Here is a 22,247-nt window from a genome sequence, read left to right on the forward strand (position 1 = left end):
TTCGGCATGAGTCAAGCTCATCTGCAGTTTTCTGCAGAAAACACGCCGAGAGCATACGAAATCCGCACACCAGCGGCGGCGTTCCCCATCGAACACCCGCATACGCAAAGGAGCCCGCCGACTCATGGTCAGCGGGCTCCCGACGTCATAGGGTCAGGTCAGCGGTCCGATCCGCCGACCGACCATCGACCGCATTAGTCCTCGAACAGGTCGAAGTCGCGGCGGACGCGACGGCGCGGACGCTCGGAACGCTCCTCGCGCTCGGAACGGTACTCGTCGTAGTTCTCGTCGGCGGCGTACCGCGGGTTGCGGTCGTCACGGCGGGAACGGTAGCCGCGGTCGTCACGGTCGGAACGACGGTCATCGCGGCGATCGTCGCGATCGTAATCGCGGGATTCGCGGCGGCGACGCGGACGATCGTCATAGTCGCGGTCATCGTAGCGGTCGTCGCGATCGCGGCGGCGACGCGGACGATCGTCGTAATCGCGGTCATCGTCGTAGTCATGGCGCGAACGGTAGCCGCGATCCTCGCGCTCGGAACGACGGTCGTCGCGGCGGCCACGGCCACCACGGCGATCCTCGCGGTCGCCACGCTCACGGCGCGGAGCCGAGGACTCCTGATCCTCGAAGCCCGGAATGGCCAGGCTGATCTTGCCGCGGTCGTCGACGCCCTGCACGATCACCTCAACGGTGTCGCCTTCCTTGAGCACGTCCTCGACGGCGTCGATGCGCTCGCCGTTGGCCAGGTTGCGGATCTGCGAGATGTGCAGCAGGCCGTCGGTGCCCGGCGTCAGGTTCACGAACGCGCCGAAGCTGGTGGTCTTGACGACCTTGCCGTTGTAGGTCTCGCCGGCTTCCGGCACATGCGGGTTGGCGATCTGGTCGATGATCTGCTTGGCCTTCTCGGCGGCCTCGCCCCCCTCGGAGGCGATGTAGACGGTGCCGTCGTCCTCGATGGAGATCTCGGCGCCGGTGTCCTCCTGGATCTGGTTGATCATCTTGCCCTTCGGGCCGATGACCTCGCCGATCTTGTCCACCGGAACGGTGGTGGTGATGATGCGCGGCGCGTACGGGCTCATCTCGGCCGGGCCGTCGATGCACTCGTTGATGACCTCGAGGATGGTGGTGCGGGCCTCCTTGGCCTGCTGCAGGGCGGCGGCCAGGATGTCGGCGGGGATGCCGTCGAGCTTGGTGTCCAGCTGCAGGGCGGTGATGAACTCGGAGGTGCCGGCCACCTTGAAGTCCATGTCGCCGAACGCGTCCTCGGCGCCCAGGATGTCGGTCAGGGTCTTGAAGATGTGCTGGCCGTCCACGTCGCCGGAGACCAGGCCCATCGCGATGCCGGCGACCGGGGCCTTCAGCGGCACACCGGCGGCGAGCAGGCTCAGGGTCGAGGCGCACACGGAGCCCATCGAGGTCGAACCGTTGGAACCGATGGCCTCGGAGACCTGACGAATGGCGTACGGGAACTCCTCGCGGCTCGGCAGCACCGGCACGATCGCCTTCTCGGCAAGGGCGCCGTGGCCGATCTCGCGGCGCTTCGGGGAGCCGACGCGGCCGGTCTCGCCGGTGGAGTACGGCGGCATCTCGTAGTTGTGCATGTAACGCTTGGACTGCGGGCCGGACAGCGAATCGAGCTGCTGCTCCATCTTGAGCATGTTCAGCGTGGTGACGCCCAGGATCTGGGTCTCGCCGCGCTGGAACAGGGCGGAGCCGTGCACGCGCGGGACGATGTCGACCTCGGCGGACAGCGTGCGGATGTCGCGCAGGCCACGGCCGTCGATGCGGTAGTCCTGGGTCAGGATGCGGCGACGCACGATCTGGCGCTGCAGCTCCTTGAACGCGTTGCCGAGCTCCTTCTCCTTCTCGGCCTCGTCCATGTCGGTGAACTCGTTCGCCAGCACATCCTTGACATGCTGCTTGATCTCGGCGATGCGGTCCTGACGCGGCAGCTTCTCCGCAATGGACAGCGCCTCATCCAGATCGGCGTGAGCGATCTGGTCGATGCGGGCGTACAGCTCGTCGGTGTACTCCGGGAAGAGCTGGAACTCCTTGGTCTGCTTGGCGGCGATGCGCTTGAGCTCGGCCTGGGCCTCGCAGATGACCTTGATGAACGGCTTGGCGGCCTCCAGACCACCGGCCACAACCTCCTCATCCGGCTTGATCTGACCTTCGTCGTAGATCAGGGTCCACGCGTTCTTGCCGGCACCGGCCTCGATCATCGCGATCGCGACGTCGCCGTTGTCCACCACGCGGCCGGCGACCACGATCTCGAACACGGCGCGCTCACGCTCGCTCCAACGCGGGAACGCAACCCACTGGCCATCGATCAGCGCCAGACGAACGCCGGAGACCGGGCCCTCGAACGGCAGACCGGAGATCATCGTAGAGGCGGAGGCGGCGTTCAGCGCGATGACGTCGTACGCGTCATCCGGGTTGACGGCCAGGATCGTCTCCACAACCTGCACCTCATTGCGCAGCGTGTGCGGGAACAGCGGGCGCAGCGGGCGGTCGATGATACGGCAGGCCAGGATCGCCTCGGAGCTCGGGCGGCCTTCACGGCGGAAGAACGAGCCCGGGATCTTGCCGGCGGCATACATCTTCTCTTCAACGTCCACGGTCAGCGGGAAGAAGTCGTAGTTCTCCTTCGGGCTGGAACCGGCGGTGGTGGTGGACAGCACCATCGAATCATCATCCAGATACGCGGCCACGGCGCCGTCGGCCTGCTGGGCGAGGCGGCCGGTCTCGAAGCGCAGCGTGCGCTTGCCAAACGAACCATTGTCGATTACGGCCTCAACGGCCTTGATTTCGGGACCCTCCAAGGGTTTCTCCTTTGTGTTCTAATTCCTACTTGCTTCTTGGTTCTTGCCTTCACATGTGCATGCCGTGCGCGGCATACCTGGCCGCGCGTTCCTCGTGTCAGATTTCCTCATCATCCATGCCCGTTCCGGGCCTCAGTTGCCGTTCATCCCTCGTCAGAAAGCCGACATGCAAAACGCCCGAGCACACGTGCCCGGGCGGAAGAATTCAATTATCGGCGCAGACCCAGCCGCTCGATCAGCGAGCGGTAACGGTTGATGTCCACACGCTTCAGGTAATCGAGCAGACGGCGACGGTCGCCGACCATCAGCAGCAGACCACGACGGGAGTGGTGATCATGCTTGTGCTGCTTCAGGTGCTCGGTCAGGTCGGCGATGCGCTTGCTCAGCAGCGCGACCTGGACCTCCGGGGAGCCCGTGTCACCCTCGTGCGTCGCGTACTCGGTGATGATCTGCTGCTTCTGTTCAGCCGTAAGTGCCACGGCATCCTCCTTATATATCCCGTTGCGCGGTGCCTGCGACCCGATGTCGCGGCGCTCTCAATCCGCGGGCGAAACACGCCAAATGAACAGTATACAGGAGGGTGCGACCAACTCACACCGCCGTCAGCAGACCGCCGAACAGTACCACCAGCAGCGCGATCGCCTCGATCGCGAAGAACAGGATGAACGAGGCCCAGCTGCGCGTCAGCACGTTCAACGGCGAATCCTTGCGGATCATCACCAACAGCCCCACGAACAGCACGGCGTACACGGCCACCGCCACGCCGGCCGCAATGATGCCCAGGTTCGCGGCGTTCGGCACGGCCGCGTCATCGCCATACACCACATAGGTGGCATACCAGAAATCGAAGCGCAGCAGGCACAACCCCGCAATGAACTGTTCGGCCACCAGCCCCAGGAAGAAGATGATCCGTCCGAGCCAGTTATGCGACTCCACGATGATCATGCCCAATCCGGCCAGCGCCAGCACCGTGACCGCCCAGGATACCAGCGCCACGCCACGCGGCTCGAAGGCGCTCAGATGGCTGACCAGCCACGCGGTATGCTTGACCGCGATCATGCGCCCCAGCCAGTACGGGGCGATGATGGCGGCCAGCACGGCAATGATGTAGCACGCCCAACGTACCGGATGGGACCGGCTGCGCTCGATATCCGCGAAGGACAGGTCGGTTGTGGGGATGGACGCGACGGGATGCTTGGATACGCCGTTGGCCGCCGGGTCGATGCCTTGACCGCCGTCGCCGCGCGCAGATCCCTCCATCGCACGCTCCGAGCTCTCCCGCATGCTGACATCCTCGCTCATATCCCACCCTTGCCGGTTCGACGGTATGCAGTCACTGCGTCCCACCATACCGCGACGTATCGGCAGAGCCGGGGCGGTTCAATGCGAAAGGCCGCGGATACAATCCGCGGCCTTTCGAGTGGAGCGGACGACGGGAATCGAACCCGCGTAATCAGTTTGGAAGACTGAGGCTCTACCATTGAGCTACGTCCGCATGCCGCCTCTTTCGAGACAACGTGAGCCATTATACATGACTATGCGTCTTTGGCAAGTATGACGACGGCTGCGGCGATCGGCCCGTCGTGGCTCAGGGAGACGTGCCACGCCACATCGCGCTCCCCCAACGAGGCGACCAGCCGTTCATGCACATCAGGCGCGAGAACGATGCGCGGGCAGCCCAACGCATCATTGAGGATCTCGATGCGGGACCACGGGTAGTCGTCCAGCGTATACGGCGCCGAACGGCCACCCAGCGCATCGCACCAAGCCTTGAGCACCGCTTCCTTCCCCGCCCAGCGGGCCGCGTAGTGCACGGCCTCGCCGTCATTTTTCGCCTGCGCACGCATGGCGCACTGCCGTCGCTCGCGCGCGGAGAACAACAGTCTCATCCGGGAGCCGGGCTCGGCCAACTGTGCGGCGAACGCGTCCACGTCCACCACGTCGTATCCCAGCCCCGCCACTGCGGCATGCGAGGGCAAGGCATCGGCGATCCGTTCAGTATCCATACCGCCACGCTACCGCATGTCGCCCATCCGATGCATCAGCGCCATGCACCTGCACCAAAAGGTTCGGAATGCCACAGTCATGTGAATCATTTGCTGCACAATCATCGCACTCCTGCAGCAAAAGGTTCAGGACACCACACCAAAATGGCCCATTTGACGCATAGGATCCGCACTAGTGCGCCAAATGGGCCAGATAGACAGCCGAAAGGCTCAGCAGTGGATGATCCTGGCCTCGTACGGCTTGAGGGTTTCGCTGCCGGGCAGGGCCACGCCCTCGATGCTGTCAAGGTAGGCGGTCTGGTCGGCCTGCGAGAAGTTGAACAGGCCCAGCAGCACCGCGTCATCCACCTTGCGCACGATGGCCAGCACCGACTGGTTGTGCGTGTCCCAAGTCGTCACCCATGCGTCCGGCGCGAAGCACGGGTCGTCGCGCATCTGGCGCAGGTCGGCCATGCCCTCCCACAGGCGGTTCTGCAGCGTCCCCGGCTCGTTGCGCTTCTCGGCGGCGCGCCAGTTGAACTTGCTGCGGTGCAGGTTGCGGCTGTCGTCCACGCGGTCCGGGTCCTCCTTGTAGTTCCACCCGTTGAGCTGGGCGATCTCGTCGCCGCAGTTGAGCATCGGGAAGCCACGGAGGAAGGCCATGGCCTTGTGCATGAGCAAGTCGCGGTCGATGCCGCGCTCCAGCGAAGGCTTGTCATGCGTGTAGAGCGCCTTCTCGATGCCGCACAGGCTGGCGGTGGTGCCGCAGCTGCGGGCGTCGCCGCTGGCCGCGTCGTAGTTGTACAGCTCGCCCATCGACCAGCTGCCGGGGACCGAACCCTCGTAGAAGTGGTACAGGAACTCCTTGTGGCGGAACGGGTCGATGCCGAGCCTCCACTCCTGCGGCTCGTCCAGACCCCAGCCGATGTCGTCATGGCAGCGCAGGTAGTTGACGAACCAGCAGTTCTCGGGCAAAGCGTCCAGCGCGTCGATCTGCGCCTTGAGCAGACGGGTGTCGCCGTTGGCGAGCGCGCTCCACAGGTTGACCATCGTGGAGACGTTGTACAGCATGTGGCATTCGGGGTGTTCCGGGGTGCCGAAGTAGGCGGCGAGTTCCTTGGGGGCCATCACCACCTCGCCTTTGAGCACCACGGCCGGGCAGACGCATTCGAGGGCGATGCGCAGCATACGGACGATAGTGTGCACCTGCGGCAGGTTGCGGCTGGTGGTGCCCAGCTGCTTCCAGATGTACGGCACCGCGTCGATGCGCAGCACCTCCACGCCCAGATTCGCCAGGCTCAGCGCGCTGGTCAGCATGGCCACCAGCACCTTGGGGTTGCGGTAGTTGAGGTCCCACTGGAACGGGTAGAAGGAGGTCAACACCCACTTGTGCATCTCGTCGCACCAGCTGAAGTTGCCGGGCGCGGTGTTCGGGAAGACCTGCGGGGTGGTCCTCTCGTATTCGTCGGGGATCGTGCGGTCGTCGTAGCAGAAGTAGTAGTCCTGGTATTCGGGGTCGCCGGCTTTGGCTTTCATGGCCCATTCGTGGGTGGAGGCAGTGTGGTTCATCACGAAGTCGAGGCACAGGCTGATGCCGGCCTTGCGCAGTTTCTTGGTCAGGGAGGCCAGGTCGGCGTTGGTGCCGAGCGAGGGGTCCACGGTGTTGAAGTCCTCGACCGCGTAGCCGCCGTCGTTCTGCGGGTGCGGCATCTTGAGCAGCGGCATCAGGTGCAGGTAGGTCAGGTGCTGCTCCTCCAAGTAGGGGATGCGGTTGGCGAGCTTGCGCAGGCTACCGGCGAACAGGTCGGTGTACATGGTCATGCCGAACATCGTGCCGCGCTTGTACCAGTCGGGGTCGGCCTCGCGCTGCTTGTCGAGCTTCTTCAGATCATCGGGGCGGGCCTCGTAGGCGGCGGCCATGGCCTGCTCCAGGTCCTCGAGTGCGGCACGGTCGTCGTACAGGCTCATGAACAGCTGGTCCAATTCGTCGTGATGCCGGGCCAGACGGTTGCCGAACGTATTGTCAATCGCGGCGGAAACCATTATGAAACTCCTTCGTCCATCGGGGTGCATCGCCAAGCATCACAATATCAAACCGGTTCGACGCACAGTGCCGTGCCACGCCCGCACCAGGCCTCCCCGAAGACGATGATGCCCCGCCACATTCAAAGTGGCGGGGCATCATCATGCGCTCACGGTCCGCTCGGGTGCGCCGAGGGACCGTTCAGCGGTCCGGTCAGACCTCGTAGTAGCCGGACTCGCCCAGTCGGGCGTCGGGATCGAGCAGCATGGCCTTCTCGACCTCGTGCGCGTCGTAGCCGCGGCCGGTCTCGTGGAAGCGACGGTTGTCAATCGGTTCGTACAGCGCCTCATGACCCATCATGCCCTCCTCGAGGCGGCGCTGGCCGGCGGCCAGACGCTCGTTGGCGCGGCGGCGCCACTCCTCCAGCGCCTCGATGCCGGCCGTATGGGCGACGGCGGCCTCGAAGGCACCCGGGTTGACGATCGCGCCGAAGCCCGAGACGTGACCGAAGCCCAGCGAGGTCACCAGGCCGGCCTTGACCTTGCCGACGTGTAGCGGCTTGGTCAGCCACACCATGTGGTCGTCGCGCTCCAGCTTCGGGTCCACGCAGTCGAGCGCCGCGTTCGCCGGGATCACGCCGGACTTGAACAGCTGCGTCAGGCCGTTGACCTGGAAGATGCAGGCGCCGCCCTTCGCGTGGCCGGTCACGGTCTTCTGGCTGATGACGAACAGCGGGTTGCCGTCCGTACGGCCGATGGCGTGGGCCAGCGTGTTGTGCAACTCGGACTCGTTCGGGTCGTTCGCGTTGGTGGAGGTGTCGTGCTTGGAGACCACGGCGATGTCGTCCGCGGTCACGCCGAGCGCGGCCAGGTCCTTGGCCAGCTTGGAGTCGCGCCCGCCGAGGCCCGCGGCCAGGGCGCCGAGGCCCGGGGCCGGGATGGAGGTGTGCGCGCCGTCGGCGAAGGAGTGGATGTAGCCCACCACGCCGGCGACCGGCAGACCGAGCTTCAGGGCGATGTCGCCGCGGGTCAGCAGGATCGTGCCGCCGCCCTGCGACTCCAGGAAGCCGCCACGACGGCGATCGTTGGCGCGCGAGAAGAAGCGCGCGTCGATGCCCTTGTCGTACATCTCCTGCGAGTTCGCGGTGGCGTTCATGTTGCCGAAGCCGATCACGGATTCCACGCCGATGTCGTCGATCGCGCCGGTGACCACGAAGTCGGCCTTGCCCAGGGCGATCTTGTCGAAGCCCTCCTCCAGCGACACCGCGGCGGTGGCGCAGGCGGAGACCGGCTGGATCATGTTGCCGTAGCCGCCGATGTAGGACTGCATCACATGCGCGGCGACCACGTTCGGCAGCGCCTCCTGCAGGATGTCGGTCGGGATCTCGTGGTTGAGGAACCGGTCGAGGTACAGCTTGCGCATCGACTGCATGCCGCCGAAGCCGGTGCCCTGCGTGCTGGCCACCTTGGAGGGGTGCACGGCCTTGAGGATCTCGGCCGGGGTGAAGCCGGCGTTGAGGTACGCGTCCACGGTGGTGACGATGTTCCACTGCGCGATCGGATCCACCGCGCCGACCATCGAGGCCGGAATGCCCCACTTGAGCGGGTCGAAGCCCTTCGGGAACTGGCCGCCGACGGTGCGGGTCATCGTGGCGCGGCGCGGCACGCGGATCATCGATCCGGCGTGACGGGTCACGATCCACTCGCCGGACTCCTCGTCGGCGCGCATCGAGGTGTGGGCCTCGTCGAGCTTGACGTACTCCTCGGCGATGTCGCGGGTCGGCACCGAGAACTCGACGTCGTGGTCGAGGAACACCTCGGCCTCCTCCTCGTCGGCGCCGTCCTTGTAGTCGTTGCCCATGCCCTCGTCGAACGGACGGATGCCGGAGCGGGCCACGACCTCGTCGTGGTAGCGCTCGGCGATGTCCTCCTCGGGCACCAGGTTGCCGTCCGCGTCGTACCAGCCCGGCTTCGGGGAATCCTGCCAGGTCAGCAGGCCCATGTTCCAGGCCAGCTCGAGCACGGCGCCGGCGGACAGGTCCACGGTGCCGTCCGAGTGGATGCCCAGTTCGGCCTCGAAGCGGGTGCGGCCGGAGCCCCACGGGCCCAGCTCGCCGATCGAGACGATGACGATCTCGTCCTCCGGGCGGGCGGTCACGCCCTGCCAGTCGTCCAGGTCGACCTCGGCCTGACGCGGCACATGCGGCGTCGGCAGGGCCTTGATCGTGGCGACCGGTTCGGCCGACTCGTCCGCCGGCGTCTCGGCCTCGGCCTTGGCTGCGGCGTCGGCCATCGCCTCGGCGCGCAGAGCCTTGATGTCGATCGGTTCGGAGCCCAGGCCGCCGGTCAGGTCCACGTCGAGCGGGGCCTTGACGGCCTGCTCGCGGGCGGACCTGTCGGACAGTTCGAGCAGCTTGACCGCGATCTCGGCGGTGGAGTAGGTCTTCAGGCCGTGGCGCTCGACGACCTCGACCAGCGGGTCGTTGCCGCCCATCAGGCCGGTGCCGCGCACCCAGCCGATCTTCGGGTGGGCGAAGGTCACGTGGCTCGACCACACCTTCTCGGCGCGGGCGCGGTTGACGATGGCGTCGAAGGCGCTCTTGACCTCGCCGTACGCGCCGTCGCCGCCGAAGATGCCGCGGTTCGGAGAGCCCGGCAGGATGACGTGCAGCTTATGCGCCACGTCGGTGTCCGCGCCGATGGCGGACAGACCGGCGATCGCGCGCTCCACGCCCCACAGCATCAGACGGGCCTGCGATTCGAACAGTTCGCCCGAATCGGCCAGCGATCCGTGGACCGGCGGGGCCGCGAACGGGAAGAACAGGTCGGGCTGGTAGGCCGGCTTGAGGATGGTGGTGGTGGCGCCGGTGGTCTTCTTCTGGACGTTGCCGATCCATTCCACTAGGGCGTCCACGTCGCGGTAGCTGGACAGGTTGGCGGGCACGAGCCACAGCTTGGCCTCGCCCGTGGCGTGCTCGCGATAGGTCTGCTTGGCCCACGCCTTGACGGAGGCACGGAAGCTGTGCGAGGTGGCGATGACGGTCGCACCGCCGGCGAGCAGGCCGTTGACCACCTGCGCGGCGATCGAGTTCGGGGCCACGCCGGTCACCACGGCCACATCGCCCGCAAAGCGGGACGCGGCGGCGTCATCGGCCACGGATTCCATGGCCTCCTGCGCGATCCGCTCGTACGCGGACGCGTCCTTGCCGGCTTCCTTGGCCTTGGCGGCGAACCAGGCGGCCTCGTCGGCGATAGTCTTGCCCAGGCCCTTGAAGCTGGAGGCGAGCACGGAGTCGTCGCCGTTGTAGAACGCGCGGGCCAGGTCCTCACGGGCGGAGGCCCAGCGGTCGTCGAACAGGATGGCCTTGTTCGCGTCGAAGCGCGGCTCGACCTGCTTGGGCCAGTCGGAGCCGAGCTCGGCCTCGACGGCGGCCACGACCGCGGCGTTGTCGTCGGATTCGTCGACGGCGGCGGGTGCGTTGAGGCCCAGCTGGTTCAGCACGAAGCGGGCGGTGGAGGCGAGCACACCGTCGGCACCGGTGACCTGGGCGGCGTAGGCGTCCAGCGCGGCCGAGTCGACCACGCCGCCGCCGGCCGCGCCGCCTGCGGACGGCATGGCCACGGAGACGCCGTGGTTGGCGGCGACCTTCTGCACGGCCGCGTCGATCATGGCGTTGGCGGCGGCCGCGTTGGACGCGGGCTCGCTGCCGATGCCGGCCAGATCGCCGCCGCGGGCGGAGGCGCCCTCGCGGGTCTCCAGCACCAGCGTGGCCACCACGTTGGAGGCCCAGCCGGCGCCGAGCTGCCAGGTGTCGGTCACACGCTTCTCGATGCCGGCCACCTTCAGGCCGGCCGCGCCGAACATGCCGCGCACGCGGTCGCGCACGATGTCGGAGAGCACCGGGCCGAAGGCCTTGTAGTTCGGGGCCACCTTGTCCACCAGGGCGCTCAGCGCGGAGATCGAGGCCTCGGCGGCGCCGTCCACGCTCGCGACGCCCAGCTCGGAGCTGATGTCCATGAGCAGCTGGTTGCGGCGCGAGGAGACGCCGTTGGTCAGCGTGTCGGTGGTGTCGTTGTCGCCAATCTGATCGGGGCGGACCTTGGCCGAGTAGGCCAGCAGGGTCGCGATCGCGTCGGAGGCCTTGAACGGGATGTCCGCCACGGCGGCACCGGACGGTGCGCCGGCGGGGGCCTCAGGGGCGGCCGGAGCGGACTCGACCGGGGCCGGGGCCGCGGCCGCCGGAGCCGCCGGCGCGGCCGGGGCGGACTCGACCGCGGTCTCCTCCGATTCCTCCTCGACGACCAGCGAATCGGAGTCGGCCATCGTGACGCGGGCCTCGTCGCGGCCCACGTTGTACACGGTCACGTCGCGGCCGGAGAACTCGGGCAACTTCAGGGTCTTGGCGGCCATGTTCGCCAGCGTCGGCGAATTGCCGAGGCCGACCTCCACGAGCTGCTCCACACCCAGGCCGCCGATGCCGCGGGCGCTGAACATCAGGTTCTGCGTCTCGATCCAGCGCACCGGGGAGGCGAACTGCCACGAGAGCAGTTCGGTGAGCAGCAGGCGGCCGAGCTTCTGGTCGTCGGCGGCGTAGGAATCCCACACGGCCGGGTCGTCCAGCGCGGCCTTGATGCGCTCGGAGGGCACGACCTCAAGGATCTTGGCGGCGAATTCCTTGGTCATCTCGAACGGGCAGGCCACCAGGTTCGGGATGTAGCGGCCGACCAAGCGGCTGTAGTCGATGTACTGCGGCAGCAGCGCGTCGAGCTTGTCGCGGAAGTCCGGCACGCCGTTGCGCAGCATGCGCGAATGGAACGGTACGTCGATGCCGGGCAGCACCATGAACGGCTTGCGTCCGCCGTACTCGGCGGCACGGCGCGCGGCGTCGGCGCCCAGGGCCTTCAGGCCCGCCACCGTACCGGCGACCACGTACTGCGAACCGGAGAGGTTGTAGTTGACAATCTGCAGGAACTCGCCGGTCTGCTCGGCGATGGACTGCACGTACTCGTTCACGCCGTCGTCGCCGATGCCGAACTGGTTGGAGCGCAGCGCGCCCATGCGGTAGTTCGTGCGGCCGTTGGCGTCACGTTCGACCAGGCTGTCCATGGCGGAACCGCGGTGGAACACGAGCACGAGCACCGTCTCCAGCGGGATGATGCCGGCGAACGAGCTCAGCGCGTTGTACTCGCCCAGCGAGTGGCCGGCGAAGTAGGCGGGCCAGATGTCGCTGCCGGATTCGCGCAGGCGCGCGGTCTGCACGAACGCCACGGTGGCGAGCGCCACCTGGGTGAACTGGGTCAGGTTGAGCAGGCCATCCGGATGGTAGTAGCGCACGCCGTTGGCCACGAGCTCCTTCGGGTTATCGCGCACGACGGCGATGATCGAGAAGCCGAGCTGCTCGCGGGTGATCCGGTCGGCACGCTCCCAGACCTCACGCGCGGCCGGGGACTTGGCGCGGGCGTCGAGTTCCATGCCCTGCTGCTGGATTCCCTGGCCGGGGTACACGAACGCGGCCTTCGGGGCGCGAGTGACCGCGGTGCCACGGGAGACAATCGCGCCGTCGATGCGGCAGGTCACCTCCAGCAGCATGCCGCCGTGGCGGACCTTGCCGACGCGCTCGACGGAGATCTCCACCTCGTCGTCCAGCTGCACCATGCCGTACATGTTGTAGGTCCAGCCGGCGATCTCATAGTGGGCGCCCTTGTCGTCGGTGGCCTGGGCCACGTGCTGGGCGGTGGCGGACAGCCACATGCCGTGCACGAGCGGGGCGCTCAGTCCGGAGATGGCGGCGCCGCGGTGCGAGGTATGGATCGGGTTGAAGTCGCCCGAGGTGCGCGCGAACGCGGTCATCTCGTGCGGGGCGGTGACCTTGACGCGGCGCAGCAGGCGGCGCGGGGTCGAATCGGTGAGCGACTCGTTCGCGTCCATGCCGTCGAGGGCGAACGTCGTCTCCTTGGCGGCGAGCTCGCCGCGGTGGAAGTTCAGGTAGTCGCCGTAGTCGGGGGCCTCGGCGGGCAGCGCGTCGGAATAGGCGCGGCCGCGGATCGCGAAGCGCTCGGTCTCGTGGGCGAGCACGGTGCCGTCGGCGGCGGCGTGGTCCACATGGATGGTCACCACGCGGCCGGAGGCGGACTCGAAGTAGTCCTCGGCCCAGCTGGTCATGCTGATGGTCTCGCCGGTATGGGCGAGCAGCTCTTCCTCGGTGACCTCGAGCTCGATGAGGTGGTCGAGGTGCACGGCGTTGAGCAGGCCCTCGATGACCGGGAAGCCGTTGACGTACACGGAGCCGAGCGCCGCGTAGATGGCGGGCCAGGCCGGGCCGACCAGCGCGTCGGGGGCGATGCGCGAGGCCTTGAGGTTCTGCGGCAGGGTGCCGGCGGTGGCGGCCTCGTGGTCGAATCCGAGGTTGGCGGACAGGGTGTAGGTGGCGTGCGCCTCGCCGAACGGACGGGCGGCCTTGTCGGCGCTCTTCTCGATGACCGGCATAGCGGTCAGCTCGTCGCCGGTGATGGCGGTGTTGCCGATGCCGGCGGTGGCGGCGAGCATCGCGTAGACGTGCTCGGGCAGGCGGTCGCGGTCCACGACCGGGAACAGGCCGGACTCGGTGCCGTTGACGACCAGCGGGATGACGATGTCGCGCACGGCGTGCTTGGACAGGCCGCCGTCCGGATCGTTGTCCCAGTAGGTGTCCAGATGGATGTCCAGATCGAACAGCTCGCCGTCCTCGCCGGTGCCGACGTGGCGAATCTCGTAGTCCGCGTCGCCGTTGGCGGTGCCGTAGGCGGGGTTGGCCATCAGATGGCCGACCCAGGAGATGTTCGGGCAGCTGCGGATGAACGCCTCGGCGTCCGCGCAGGCGCCCAGCTCGGCGAAGGCCTCGGTGGTCTCGCCATTGTTGGCCTCCTTGACGCGCTCCACGGCGGCGTGCTCGAAGCGGCCGAGGATGTCGGCGATCGGCTCGTCCATCGTGGTGATGCCGGCCACGGAGATCGGGCCGGGGATGATACGCACGGAATCGGCGGAGTAGCGGGCGTCCTCAGACTGCCACAGCTGATCCTGGCCCCACCAGCGCAGCAGGTCGTTGTCGATGACCGGCACAAACGGCATCGGCTTGGGGAACTCGCGCACCAGGGTCGGGAACCAGGCCACGTCGGCGGCGGTCACCTTCAGCTCGGCGGCCTGCGGATAGGCGGCGCGCAGCTTGGCGATGGCGGCCTGCGGGTCGGATTCCACGGCGGCGCGGTCGGCGAACAGCGAATCCAGCTCGCCGGACTCCTGCGAGCAGACGCGGGCCTCGATGCGCTGCAGCAAGTGCAGGAAGCGCTCGGCGTAGGTCCAGTCGGCCCACGGGAACGACAGCTCGGCGAAGCGCTCGGCCCACTCGAGGTAGGTCATATCCTTGAGGTCGCCGAAGTACGGCTTGGCGGTGGTGTTCAGGGCCTCGATGATCTCGCCGCGGCGGGCGTCCAGCTCCTCCGGGTGCTTCATGACGCGCACCAGCAGGCGGCCGCAGCGGGCGGAGGCGTTCTCCAGCTCGTAGATGTCGGCATGCAGATGGCTCAGACCGGAGGTCACGCCGCCGACGGCCTTGCCGGACGGCACCCACTTCTCGCCGCGCGGCGCGAACGGGTCCGGGTCCGGGGTGAAGTCAGTGATGCCCGGGGTCTCGACGAGCATCTTCTTGACCTGCGGGCTGGTGTGGGCCTCCTTGGCGGTCATGGCCGCCGTGCCGACCAGCACGCCGTCCACCGGCATGTCGGGCATGTCGTAGGCGCGCGCCCACTGGCCGGAGATGTAGTCCGCGGCGCGCTCCGGCGTGCCGATGCCGCCGCCGGCCACGAGCACCAGGTTCCGGCAGGCGCGCACGTCGGCGTAGGTGTTGAGCAGCAGGTCGTCCAGCGACTCCCAGGAGTGGTGGCCGCCGGCCACGCCGCCCTCGACCTCCACGATAATCGTGGTCGGGGCCACGGCCTTGGCGATGCGCACCACCTGACGGATCTGATCCACAGTGCCCGGCTTGAAGGCCACGTACGGAATGCCGTCGGCGTTCAGCGAGGCGACCAGCGCCTTGGCCTCATCGAGCTCGGGGATGCCGGCGGAGACGACGACGCCGTCGATCGGGGTGCCCGAAGCGCGCTTCTTCGGCACGATGCGCTGGGAGCCGAACTGCAGGTTCCACAGGTAACGGTCCATGAACATGGCGTTGAATTCAACGGTGCGGCCCTCTTCGAGCTGTTCCTCAAGCTTGGCCACGTTGCGGTCGAACACGTCGGCGGTCACCTGGCCGCCGCCGCCGATCTCCGCCCAGTAGCCGGCGTTCGCGGCCGCGGCCACGATCTCCGGATCCACGGTGGTCGGCGTCATGCCGGCAAGCAGCACCGGCGCCTTGCCGGTCAGCTCGCTGAACTTGGTACGAATCTTGTCTCCGGCGGGCGTGTGGATGACGCTCGGAGCGAAATCCTTCCAGTTCTGGGTGCGCTCCGGGTCGCCGTCCAGCGTGGCCAGCGCGGCGCGTTCGGTGCCGGTGGTGGCCTCAACGATGCCGACGCCGGTGCCCTGCACGTTGGCAGAGATCAGCTTGCCGGCGGTCGCGCCGGGGCCCATGTCCACCACCCACAGCTTGGTCGGGTCGGTGGCGTCGATCAGGTCGTGGACACGGGCGGCCCAGTCCACATGGTTGACCAGCACCTCGTCGGCGAGCGCGCGGGCACGGTTGCCGTCCAGGCCGCAGGCCTGCGCCCAGGCCACGGTCTGCGCGACCGCGTCGGCCATCAGCGGGGAGTGGAACGGCAGGGTGACCTCAAGGTATTCGAGCACCGGGTTGAACACCGAGCCGCCGCGGACCTTCTCCTCGCGCAACTTGGCCTGGTGCTTGTGCTCCTTCTCGGCTTCGGTGACGAACGACGCCAGATCCTCCGGGTAGCCGGAGAGCACCTGGTTGTCGACAGCGTTCGTGACGGCGATGGAGATCGGGCCGCGCGGCGTGGCGACGCGCTCGATCAGCGCCTCGACCTGCTTGACGGTGGCACCCTTGACCGACAGCATCGGGGTGGCCTCGCCGACCTTGGCGTTCAGCGCGATGAGCTTGGTCTGGCGGGCGCCGGCCACGCCGATGAGCTGGGCGATGGCCAGGATCTCGTCGATCTGCTCGGCGGCGGCCTCAATCGAACCGGCGGCCATGGCGGCCTGCACCATGTGCACGGCGAGCACGCCCTGGGAGTGGCCGAGCACGGCGACGGGCTTGGCGGCGGCCGGGTCATAGCCCAGGCCGGCCATGTCCAGCAGCGCGCCCAGCTGCGCCAGCGCGATGCCGGGCACGGAGGCCGCGGCGTCGGCGGCGGGGCCGAGCTTGGCCGGATTCGCGTCGAAGCCGAACAGGTCCACCGGGCGGCCGTTGGCGGCCAGCAGGTCGGCGCTCACCGGGGTGAGCAGCCGGTTGGCGGCGGCCATATGGTCCTTCAGTGACACCTCAAGCATCGGGTCGGTGGTCTGGTCGGCCAGGGCGACAGTCCACGGCGTGGACTGCCCGCCGAAGGCGAGCGCGTGGGGCTCGGCCGCCAGACGGTTGAGGAAGAACATGGTATCGGTCATTGCTGTTCCTTTTCTTCTGTTTGGTTCAAGTCTGTTCAGGTCGTCGGTCACAGCGGCTGGTTGCCGTGGTGTTTGGTGGTGCGGCGGACACGCTTCTTGCCGGCCAGCAGGCGCAGCGATTCGGCGATGGCCTCGCGGGTCTGTTCGGGGTCGATCATGGCGTCGATCTCGCCCATCTCCAGGGACAGGTTCGCGTTGACGGTGGTGGCCTCGTAGTCGTCGGCGAGCTTGGTGCGCAGCGCCTCGACGTCCTTGCCCATCTCCTTGGCCTTCTGCAGCTCCTTGCGGTGGATGATGTTGACGGCACCCTTCGCGCCGAGCACCGCGATCTGGCTGGACGGCCACGCGAAGTTCATGTCCGCGCCGATGGACTTGGAGCCCATGACGATGTACGCGCCGCCGAAGGCCTTGCGCAGGATGACGGTGACCATCGGCACCTGGGCGTTGGCGTAGGCGTAGATGACCTTGGCGCCGCGGCGGATAATGCCCGCATGCTCCTGTTCGGCGCCCGGCTTGTAGCCCGGGGTGTCCACCAGGGTGATCACCGGCAGGTTGAACGCGTCGCACAGGCGCACGAACCGGGCCACCTTCTCGGAGGCGTCCACGTCGAGCACGCCGGCGTTCACGTTCGGCTGGTTGGCCACGATGCCGACCGGATGACCCTCCACGCAGGCCAGGCCGACGACCGCCGAGGGGGCGAACAGCTCCTGCACCTGCACGAACTCGCCGTAGTCCACGATGCAGCGGATCACGTCGAGCACGTCGTAGGGCTGGCGGTCGTTCTCCGGCACGATCGTGCCGAGGCGCTCGGCCACGGCACGATCGCCGCGGGTGGCCGCATAGGCGAAGGTCGGCGGGTTGTCGTCCGAGCTGGACGGCAGGTAGGCCAGCACGGTGCGCGCGTAGTCGATGGCGTCGGCCTCGTCCTCGCCCAGGTAGTGGGCCACACCGGAGGTGGCGTTGTGCACCAGGCCGCCGCCGAGGTCGTCCATGCTGATCGTCTCGCCGGTGGCGGCCTTGACCACGTCGGGTCCGGTGACGAACATGCTGGAGTTCTCACGGGTCATGATGATCAGGTCGGTCAGGGCCGGGCAGTAGACGGCGCCGCCGGCGCAGGGGCCGAGGATGATCGAGATCTGCGGGATGAAGCCACTGGCCTCGCAGGTCTTGCGGAAGATGCGGCCGTACTGGGTGAGCGCGGCCACGCCCTCCTGGATGCGGGCGCCGCCCGAGTCGATCAGGGCCACGACCGGCACCTTGAGTTCCAGGGCCATGTCCATCAGATGGCAGATCTTCGCACCTTCGGCCGCGCCGAGCGTGCCGCCCTGCACGGAGAAGTCCTGCGCGTACACGCCGACCTTGCGCCCGTAGATCTCGCCGAAGCCGGTGATGACGGCCGAGCCGGCCTTGCCGCCGTTGATGTCGCCGCCGGCGAAGCGGCCGATCTCCTGGAAGGAGCCGGTGTCGAACAGCAGGTCCAGGCGCTCGCGGGCGGTGTGTTTGCCCTTGGCGTGCTGGCGTGTGCGGGCGTGCTCCTCGGCGTCACGGGCGAGTTCGGCCGCGCGCACGATGGCCGCGCGGATCGGCTGCTTGTCCGAGGCGCCGCCGTTCTCCATGGCCTTGACGACGGCGGGGGCTGTCATGATATCGGTCACTTGGCTTCACCCTCCTCCTGCTCGGGCTTGGATGCGCCGTTGATGTCGAGCGTGACCAGCGTCTCGCCGGCCTCCACGCCGGCGGCCGGCCCCACGAAGATCTTGGTGACGGTGCCCGCCACCGGCGAGTACACGTAGTTCTCCATCTTCATCGATTCGAGCACCACCAGCAGGTCGCCCTTGGACACCTGCTGGCCCTCCGCCACGTTGATGCGCGTGACGACGGCCTGCATCGGCGAGGCGATGACGCCGGACTGCCCCTCATCGGCCGCGGCCTTGGCGGCCACGTTGTGCAGGCCCTGACCGCGCAGCGGCTGGGTCGGCAGCTTGGCGCCGCGGGCGCGGGCGGAACCGGTCAGGTTGTCGACGATGTCCTGCGGCACGGTGAGCGTGACGCGGCGGTTGTCGATCTCGATGACGAAGGACTCGGTGGCGGTCTTCGGCGTCTCCGCGGCCCCCGCGCTCAGCGAGGCGGGCTGGCCGGCGCTCAGCGAACCGGGTTCGCGGTTCAGGTAGGTGCGTTCGAGCCACTTGGTGGAGATGTCGAAGGCGTGGCCGTTCTCGGCGGTGAAGTCCGGGTCGTTGAAGATCTGTTCGAACAGGCTGGCCGGGGTGGGCACGCCCTCGATGACCAGCTCGCCCAGCGCGCGGCGCACGCGCGCCACGGCTGCGGCACGGTCCTGCGCGGTGACGATGAGCTTGCCCATCATCGAATCGAACTTCGGGGAGACGGTGTCGCCCTCCTTGACGCCGGAGTCGATGCGGATGCCGGCGCCGGACGGCCAGGCGATGCGGGTCAGCGTGCCCGAGCTCGGGGTCAGGTTGGTGGCCGGATCCTCGCAGGTGATGCGCAGCTCGAAGCTGTGGCCGCGCGGTTCGGGGGCTTCGGTCAGCTCGCCGCCTTCGGCGATGGTGATCTGCTCGCGCACCAGGTCCAGCCCGCACACCTCCTCGCTGACCGTATGCTCGACCTGCAGACGCGGGTTGACCTCCAGGAAGTACACCTTGTTCTGCGGGGTGACCATGAACTCGCAGGTGCCCAGGCCCACGTAGTCGACCGCCTGAAACAGGTTGCCGGAATACTGGGTGAGCTGGCGGATCACGGACTCGTCCAGGAATGGCGCCGGCGCCTCCTCGATGAGCTTCTGGTTGCGGCGCTGCACTGTGCAGTCGCGCGTGGAGTACACGGTGAAGTTGCCGTGGCTGTCGCGGCCGCACTGGGTCTCCACGTGGCGGGCCTTGTCGATGAAACGCTCGATGAAGTATTCCTTCAGGTCGCCGCCCTGCAGCGAATCGTGGTTCAGGTAGAAGCCGCGCAGCTCGTCGTCGTTGCGCACGATCGTGATGCCATGGCCGCCACCGCCGTCGGTGCGCTTCATCATGATCGGGAAGCCGTGCGTGTGCGCGAAGTCGAACAGCGCGTGGATGTCGGTAGCCGATTCGGACAGGCCCGGGACTGGCGGGACCTTGGCGCGGGTGGCCACGCGGCGGGCGGTGATCTTGTCACCCAGGTCGGTCAATGCCTTCGGGGATGGGCCGATCCAGACCGCACCGGCTGCGGCGACCTTCTCGGCGAAGGAGGCGACTTCGGCGAGGAACCCGTACCCCGGATGCACGGCATCGGCGCCGGACCGCCGGAGGATCTCCAGCATGAGCTCCTCGTTGAGGTAGGTGTCCTTGTAGGTGTCACCCGAGAGCAGGTACGCCTCGTCGGCCATGCTCACATACTGCGATTCACGGTCCTGTTCGGCGTAGACGGCCACGCTCGCGATGCCCATCTCCTTGAGGGTGCGCACCACCCGCAGGGCGATCTCGCCGCGATTGGCGACCAACACTTTTTCGATACGTTTGCCCATGATATCCAAACTTATGCCGGTGCGGCCCCGCGCGGTCAGCCAGGAATCTACAAAACATCGCGCCCGCTTTTGTACGGTTCCACAAACGCCGCCGTAACCTACGGCCCCGTATCCCCCGGTACAACACCGCACCCGCTTTTTTGTGGGCTCCCACAGCGCCCCGCGCCGGACACCCGTCCCTACAATGGCGGCATCACAGCCCTTCCCCACCGGTCCGATGGCCGTCGGCCGCATGCGCCGCGGAGGGCACGACCCATTATGAATGGAGGCTCCCATGTCCAACCGCATCGCCGCAATCGCCCGCACCACGGCCGCCCGCGCCAAGCCCGTGGCCCTGCCGGTGCTGTTCTCCGTGCTGATGTGGGCGTCGGCCGCCGCCGGCGCCGTGCCTATCCCGGGCACCCCGGTGCCGATCACGCTGCAGACCTTCGTGGTCATGCTGGCCGGCCTGATGCTCACCCCGGCCCAGGCCGCCGCATCCGTGTGTCTGTACCTGGGCGCCGGCGCGGCCGGTCTGCCGGTGTTCGCCGGCGGCATGGCCACCGCCTCCCTGGTCAGCCCGTCCGGCGGCTTCCTGATCGGATTCCTGCCCGGCGTGGTGGTGACCGCACTGCTCAAGGGCGCTGCCAAGGGCCGGCTGACCGCGCTGCGCTACTTCGCCGCCTGCCTGGCCGGCTGCGTTGTGGTGGTCTACGCGTTCGGCATCACGATGCAGTCGGTGATGACCGGCGTGCCGTTCGCCGCCGTGGCCCTGGCCTCCGCCGGTTTCGTCATCGGCGATCTGGTCAAGGCCGCCGTCGCCGCGTTGGCCGCCGCCGGCATCAGCCGCCTGTAAGCCACGCACATCCCGATCGCGGGCCACGGTGCCCAACCCGACTGGTCCGCGATCGCCATCCATATTCCCGGTCGGGGTACCGAACCGCGACACGTCACGTCTAGAGCACGCCGACGTCGCCGGTGCGCACCACATGATCCACGCCATCATCGGCGCGCACCGTCAATGATGCATCAGGGTTCAGAGCCGTTGCGACTCCCCGCGTCACCGAGCCATCCGTCATCCGCGCCTCGACGCGGCGGCCAAGCGTCCAGCACAACGCTTCGGTCTCGTCGCGCAAGGCGACGGCATAATCTGTAGGATCGACCGCGAAGGCCCGCATGCGTGACCGCAACGCGATCACGGTTCCGGCTGCGATGCGGTCACGCAACTCGAGCGGGTCGGGCAGCGGCGCCCGATGCAATTGCAGCGATGTGGCCTGTTCCGTAGGCAGATGGTCGGCGGGAAGATTCAGATTGAGCCCGATACCGATCACCAGGCCCGCCATCGGAGTGTCCGCGGCGGGCGGCATCACCGATTCCAAGAGGACGCCGCCCAACTTGCGGCCGTGCAGGAACACGTCATTGGGCCATTTCAACATCAATGCGCAGTCGTCTTTAGGGCCGTGGCTCGCGCAACAGCGGTCTGCTCCGGTTTCGGCCAGTGCCGTGGTCAACGCGTCGATCGCGGCCAGGCCGGCGATCATCTGCAGCCAGCCGTTGACGCGGGAATCGGTCACCAGCGACTGCGGCAGCACCGTGGCGAAGGACACCATCGACGACTCCCCCGGCCGGCTCACCCACTGCCGCCCAAGTCGGCCATGGCCGGCGGTCTGGCTGTCGGCCACGATCACAGCGATGGGCGGTTCGGCGGCGGCATCCGCAATCGCGTCGCCAAACGCACCCGCAGCACCGGCACACGCCGCAGCGGTCGCGGCCCCGGCAACATCCGGGCCCGCGACGTCAACCGGCTGCCACGCCTCGGCCAGCAGCCGGCGCGCCACCGTATTCGTCGAATCCACCTCGTCGAACCACAGCACCCGGTCGGCGGCGCGGCAGGTACGCGGCAGACGCCGCATCGCTTCAGACTCGTTTCCATTCATGATTCCACCCTATCGCCCATGGCCTCCAACTTGTACGGCGCATGCGGTCGTTCCGGCTGAGCCACGCACTCATGCCGATGACGCGGACCGGCACGATTGTCCTGCTCCCATCATGGCCTCCGGCACAGCCCCTTCCACGTCGAAGCTTTTGCGAGGGTACGGCGGATCCGCACCCGGCAATCATCCGCGCATTGTACAATTGCCATCCATGACCGAGCCTTCCAGTGTGGATATGATGCATGCCGACGACGGCCGACACCTTGTATCCACAGCTGGGAGCGCTCACACTACTCCTTCGGGGGATGCCGCCGCCGGAGCCACCGTCGAAACCGTGGCCATACGCCCCCGCCGCACCCGGCTGGCCGGGCTCGCCGCCGGAGCCCGCTGGGGATTGGCGGG

Annotated in this window: 11 protein-coding genes and 1 tRNA gene; 2 read left to right on the forward strand and 10 right to left on the reverse strand. The window is 67.7% G+C overall.

The annotated features are described in order from the left end of the window. Positions 1–194: 194 nt before the first annotated feature. The 9 genes from B4C31_RS07245 to B4C31_RS07285 form a co-directional block, all read right to left on the reverse strand. On the reverse strand, positions 195–2,822 hold the full coding sequence (locus tag B4C31_RS07245; protein WP_291531939.1) for a polyribonucleotide nucleotidyltransferase: 2,628 nt from the start codon (positions 2,820–2,822) through the stop codon (positions 195–197). Positions 2,823–3,031: 209 nt separating this feature from the next. Beyond that, complete coding sequence (rpsO, locus tag B4C31_RS07250) at positions 3,032–3,301, reverse strand: 30S ribosomal protein S15 (protein ID WP_033505335.1); 270 nt, start codon at positions 3,299–3,301, stop codon at positions 3,032–3,034. Between the two features lie 112 nt (positions 3,302–3,413). Beyond that, positions 3,414–4,082 (reverse strand): hypothetical protein, encoded by a 669-nt coding sequence (locus tag B4C31_RS07255; protein WP_291531947.1) that lies wholly within the window; start codon positions 4,080–4,082, stop codon positions 3,414–3,416. A gap of 161 nt (positions 4,083–4,243) precedes the next feature. Further along, positions 4,244–4,317, reverse strand: a tRNA-Gly gene (locus tag B4C31_RS07260). A gap of 40 nt (positions 4,318–4,357) precedes the next feature. Further along, the gene (locus B4C31_RS07265; protein WP_291531940.1) at positions 4,358–4,828 is read right to left on the reverse strand and encodes a holo-ACP synthase; all 471 of its coding nucleotides are present in this window, start codon (positions 4,826–4,828) and stop codon (positions 4,358–4,360) included. Between the two features lie 210 nt (positions 4,829–5,038). Continuing rightward, a complete protein-coding gene (locus B4C31_RS07270; RefSeq protein WP_291531941.1) occupies positions 5,039–6,850 on the reverse strand; it encodes an alpha-amylase family protein in 1,812 nt (603 codons plus the stop codon). A gap of 193 nt (positions 6,851–7,043) precedes the next feature. Beyond that, positions 7,044–16,421, reverse strand: coding sequence for a type I polyketide synthase (locus tag B4C31_RS07275; protein WP_291531942.1), 9,378 nt, complete (start codon positions 16,419–16,421; stop codon positions 7,044–7,046). A 47-nt stretch (positions 16,422–16,468) separates the two neighbouring features. Continuing rightward, positions 16,469–18,076 (reverse strand): acyl-CoA carboxylase subunit beta, encoded by a 1,608-nt coding sequence (locus tag B4C31_RS07280; RefSeq protein WP_033508279.1) that lies wholly within the window; start codon positions 18,074–18,076, stop codon positions 16,469–16,471. Then, positions 18,073–19,932: an acetyl/propionyl/methylcrotonyl-CoA carboxylase subunit alpha gene (locus tag B4C31_RS07285; protein WP_291531943.1), complete on the reverse strand. Its 1,860-nt coding sequence runs from the start codon at positions 19,930–19,932 to the stop codon at positions 18,073–18,075. The genes B4C31_RS07280 and B4C31_RS07285 overlap by 4 nt, the downstream gene beginning before the upstream one ends. Positions 19,933–20,206: 274 nt before the next feature. Here B4C31_RS07285 and B4C31_RS07290 point away from each other — a divergent pair, with 274 nt between their 5' ends. After that, positions 20,207–20,767: a biotin transporter BioY gene (locus B4C31_RS07290; RefSeq protein ID WP_291531944.1), complete on the forward strand. Its 561-nt coding sequence runs from the start codon at positions 20,207–20,209 to the stop codon at positions 20,765–20,767. A 100-nt stretch (positions 20,768–20,867) separates the two neighbouring features. On the opposite strand, the gene B4C31_RS07295 is transcribed toward B4C31_RS07290, so the two are convergent. Next, positions 20,868–21,848, reverse strand: coding sequence for a biotin--[acetyl-CoA-carboxylase] ligase (locus B4C31_RS07295; RefSeq protein WP_291531945.1), 981 nt, complete (start codon positions 21,846–21,848; stop codon positions 20,868–20,870). A 208-nt stretch (positions 21,849–22,056) separates the two neighbouring features. Here B4C31_RS07295 and B4C31_RS07300 point away from each other — a divergent pair. Continuing rightward, a partial coding sequence (locus B4C31_RS07300) for a hypothetical protein (protein WP_291531946.1) occupies positions 22,057–22,247 on the forward strand: 191 nt, incomplete at its 3' end.

The sequence above is a fragment of the Bifidobacterium sp. UBA4282 genome (genome assembly GCF_002394995.1).
GTDB classification, from domain to species: Bacteria; Actinomycetota; Actinomycetes; order Actinomycetales; family Bifidobacteriaceae; genus Bifidobacterium; species Bifidobacterium pullorum_B.